The sequence below is a fragment of the Candidatus Cloacimonadota bacterium genome (assembly GCA_012516855.1).
Lineage (GTDB): Bacteria > Cloacimonadota > Cloacimonadia > Cloacimonadales > Cloacimonadaceae > Syntrophosphaera.
The window spans coordinates 1-3,000 of sequence record JAAYWB010000107.1 but is presented as its reverse complement, the minus strand read 5'-3'; the positions used below and the strand labels follow the sequence as shown (position 1 = coordinate 3,000).

Here is a 3,000-nt window from a genome sequence, read left to right as displayed (position 1 = left end):
TTCGCTTAAAATATGAAAAAACGAGCCTCGAATTTAGGATTCCGAGAAGATATTTATCGTTTAGAGAGATAAAATATACCGTGTTGCCGAAATGTATGTTTTCTTCGTCAAATGAAAACCTGCTCTCTTTCGCGATATCGGGATAAACGATTTTCGGTTTATTTATCTCGTGATAATATTCAACGGTATCTTGGATTTCGTACCATTTATAAGAGCCTGGCTTCCTTCCATTCCACTCTTTGCCTTTCCATCCTTTGGGCTTAGGCATAAGCCGGTCTTTAAATTGCAATAAATATTTTTCAATAGCCGGATAATCAGTGATTTTGGTTCCGCGTCTCGTAAAAATTAAATATCGGTTCTTAAAATTAATTCGATATTTCCTGATATCATCACCGACAACGAAGGGTTTGATGAGTTCGGCGCTTTTTTTATCTTCCCTAATAAGTCGATCCCGTGTGGCTTTATCAATAACGAATGCTTCATTAAGCCCTGTTAATATACCCCGATAAATTTTTCCTTTAACATAATCTCCAAGGGGGATGCCCATTTTCTTGATTTTTTCAAAGACTTCGATTTCTTCCGCCTTGGCCAACGTCCAGTTGTCCCCGGCCAAAGATCTCTCGTCAAGCGCAATCCCAATTTCTTTAACTTCTTTTTCCAGCGATTGAAAATCGAGCCTTTTTATAGGCGCGTAAATGAATTTTTGTCTATCAGGTTCCAAATTTGTCGTTAAAAAATCGCCGGGAACGTCGCGGCCCCTTCAAAAACGGGCAGTTCGCCAAAATCTATAATCTGCTCGATTGTCGTGTGCTTGGAGATAAATGAACGAAGCGCGTTTCCATAATTCGCCCGCATGAATTTATTAGAACAAATCATTCCGAACGATCCGCCCTTTTTAAGCAGCAAATGCGATTTTTCAATGAAATACGTATAAAGATCCGCGGTTCCGGCATAGCTCGCATACGCGTTTTGGGCATATTCCTTGAACCGAGGGCCGAGAGTTTCCTGCCTGACATACGGCGGATTGCCGATCACGCAGTCGAAACCGCCGGCTTTCATGGCTTCCGGGAAGCCCGCGTTCCAATCGAACGGATTCACCCTCTTCAATTCTTCTGGATCAGGGATCAGCCTTCCGCTGAAATAATCCGGGCCGATCAGCGAGTTGCCGCATTTGATGTTGTTGGACAGGTTCGGCAAGGCCCGTGTTTGGAAAAGCTTCATTTGGTCGCCGAAGGTCTGGTCGGTCTCCCCTTCCAGGACTTTGAGCAGAAGCGAGAGCTTCGTGACTTCGACGGCCTGGGGATCGATGTCCACGCCGAAGACGTGCGTCGTCAAAATCCGCTTCTTTTCCTCGATGGTCAACCGCCAATCGCCCTTGCGGCTGTCCTGATAAACCGCCTTTTTATGGGATTCCGGCTTGTGGCCCTGGTACCACGTCAAGCAGTGGTCGAGCAGCCGCTGGTATGCCCCCAGGAGAAACGAGCCGCTTCCGCAGGCCATGTCCAAAACCCGAAGCGGCGGCCCGTTTTTCCCGCCGGCCAACTGGGCCGGGCTTTTGTCTTCGATCTTTTTTCCGACCGTGTTTTTGACGATATAGTCCACGATGTAGGCCGGCGTGTAATAAACGCCGCCGGCTTTCCGCACTTCGGGCTTCTCCTCGATTTTGGCCTGGTGGCCTTCGGTCAGGCGGATGACCTTGCCCAGGAACCGTTCGTAAACCGTGCCCAATATTTCGACGGGCATGACGCCGAATTGGTAGGGCGATCCGTATTCAAAATAGAGGCTCTGGAGGATCGGTTTGATCGCCTTGTCGTCGATTTTCAGGCACGGCGTGAGCCGGTCGGGCGCCTCGGCTACTCCCGGCTCCCGCTCGAAGTGGAACAGGCCCGAGTTGTACTTGTCATCCGCCTTCCGGCAGAGGACGCGGACGAAATGAGCGTAGATTTCCGTCCGCTCGCAGAGCTTCAGCAATTGCTCGAAGGGCTCGATGCCCCGGTCCTCGGCCATCCGAAGAAAGACGATCCGGTCGATGGTCAATTGAACCGCGAGGTTCAAGTCGTCCAGGGACAGGCCGGGATTGCGGAGGGCGATGTTGCGGGCCAGGACGTCGCGCCAGCCTTCGATTTCCTTCAGGAATTCGGAGTCCACCTCCGACGTGCCGCGCTTCCGCTTGGAGGCCGCGTACTGGTCGAACGCTCCCGACCAGACCGCCTCGCGGGAGAACACGTCCCACAGCTCCCGGAAGCGGTCGGGGTATTCTTCCGCCCGGAAATACTGGATGCGGGAGTAAGACGCCTTCTCGCCCGGTTTCGGCCGCGGGCCGCAATCATAGACGCCCAGCTCCTCAAAATCCGTCAGGATGGAGAGGGCGACCCTCGCGCTGAAGCCGTACCGGCGGAGCTGGTAGGCCGGCCCGGGATCGAGGTTGATATTGATGCCGCATTTTTTAGCCTCGGCGAAGAATTTCGGCTGGGCGCCGACCCGGAAGGTGTAATCGGGGGCTTTCTGCCGGCCTTCGATCTCCAAACTGTCTTCAGGGACGACTTCGCGGTACTGCGGAGCGATCATCGCGGCGTTGCGCACGTCCCAGCCCAGCGAAATAAAAAACGGGTCGATCAGTTGTTGGCGGATATGGGCTTCTTTGACGCCGGGAGCCCGGAATTCCAGCTCGTTCGTCTCGAAGAAACGGCACAGCTTGGCGACTTCGTCCTTCCCCTGATCGAACGATTTGCTCATAAAACCCTTCCTTTTTAATTATCTTATGATTCCGGGCGGAGGAATTCAAGGCGTTGGAAAACCGCGGCCCGACAGCGGTAAGAGTCGGGGGAATGGATCTTTGCGACGGAAGGACGCGGAGAGACGCCGGATCGAATCGGCATCGCCGGACTTGCGAGGGCGAGAAAATCCGGCCTTTTACGATGTCGAGGCCGGCGGATTTCATGAAAAAGCGGGCCGCGGACCGGAGGGAGGGAAGGGAGAGATAACGAAGGCGGCCCGGGC

The 3,000-nt window shown here is 53.1% G+C and carries 2 protein-coding genes; both read right to left on the bottom strand.

Annotated features, from left to right (window positions below; genetic code table 11):
- Positions 1 to 721: restriction endonuclease subunit R (locus GX466_09065; protein NLH94345.1), on the bottom strand; the 721-nt coding region annotated here is incomplete at its 3' end.
- An 8-nt stretch (positions 722 to 729) separates the two neighbouring features.
- On the bottom strand, positions 730 to 2,736 hold the full coding sequence (locus tag GX466_09060; protein ID NLH94344.1) for an N-6 DNA methylase: 2,007 nt from the start codon (positions 2,734 to 2,736) through the stop codon (positions 730 to 732).
- Between the last annotated feature and the right edge of the window lie 264 nt (positions 2,737 to 3,000).

Bases quoted from the DNA above. Each gene is read 5' to 3' on its own strand.
- GX466_09060 (NLH94344.1), bottom strand. From the start codon at position 2,736: ATGAGCAAATCGTTCGATCAGGGGAAGGACGAAGTCGCCAAGCTGTGC.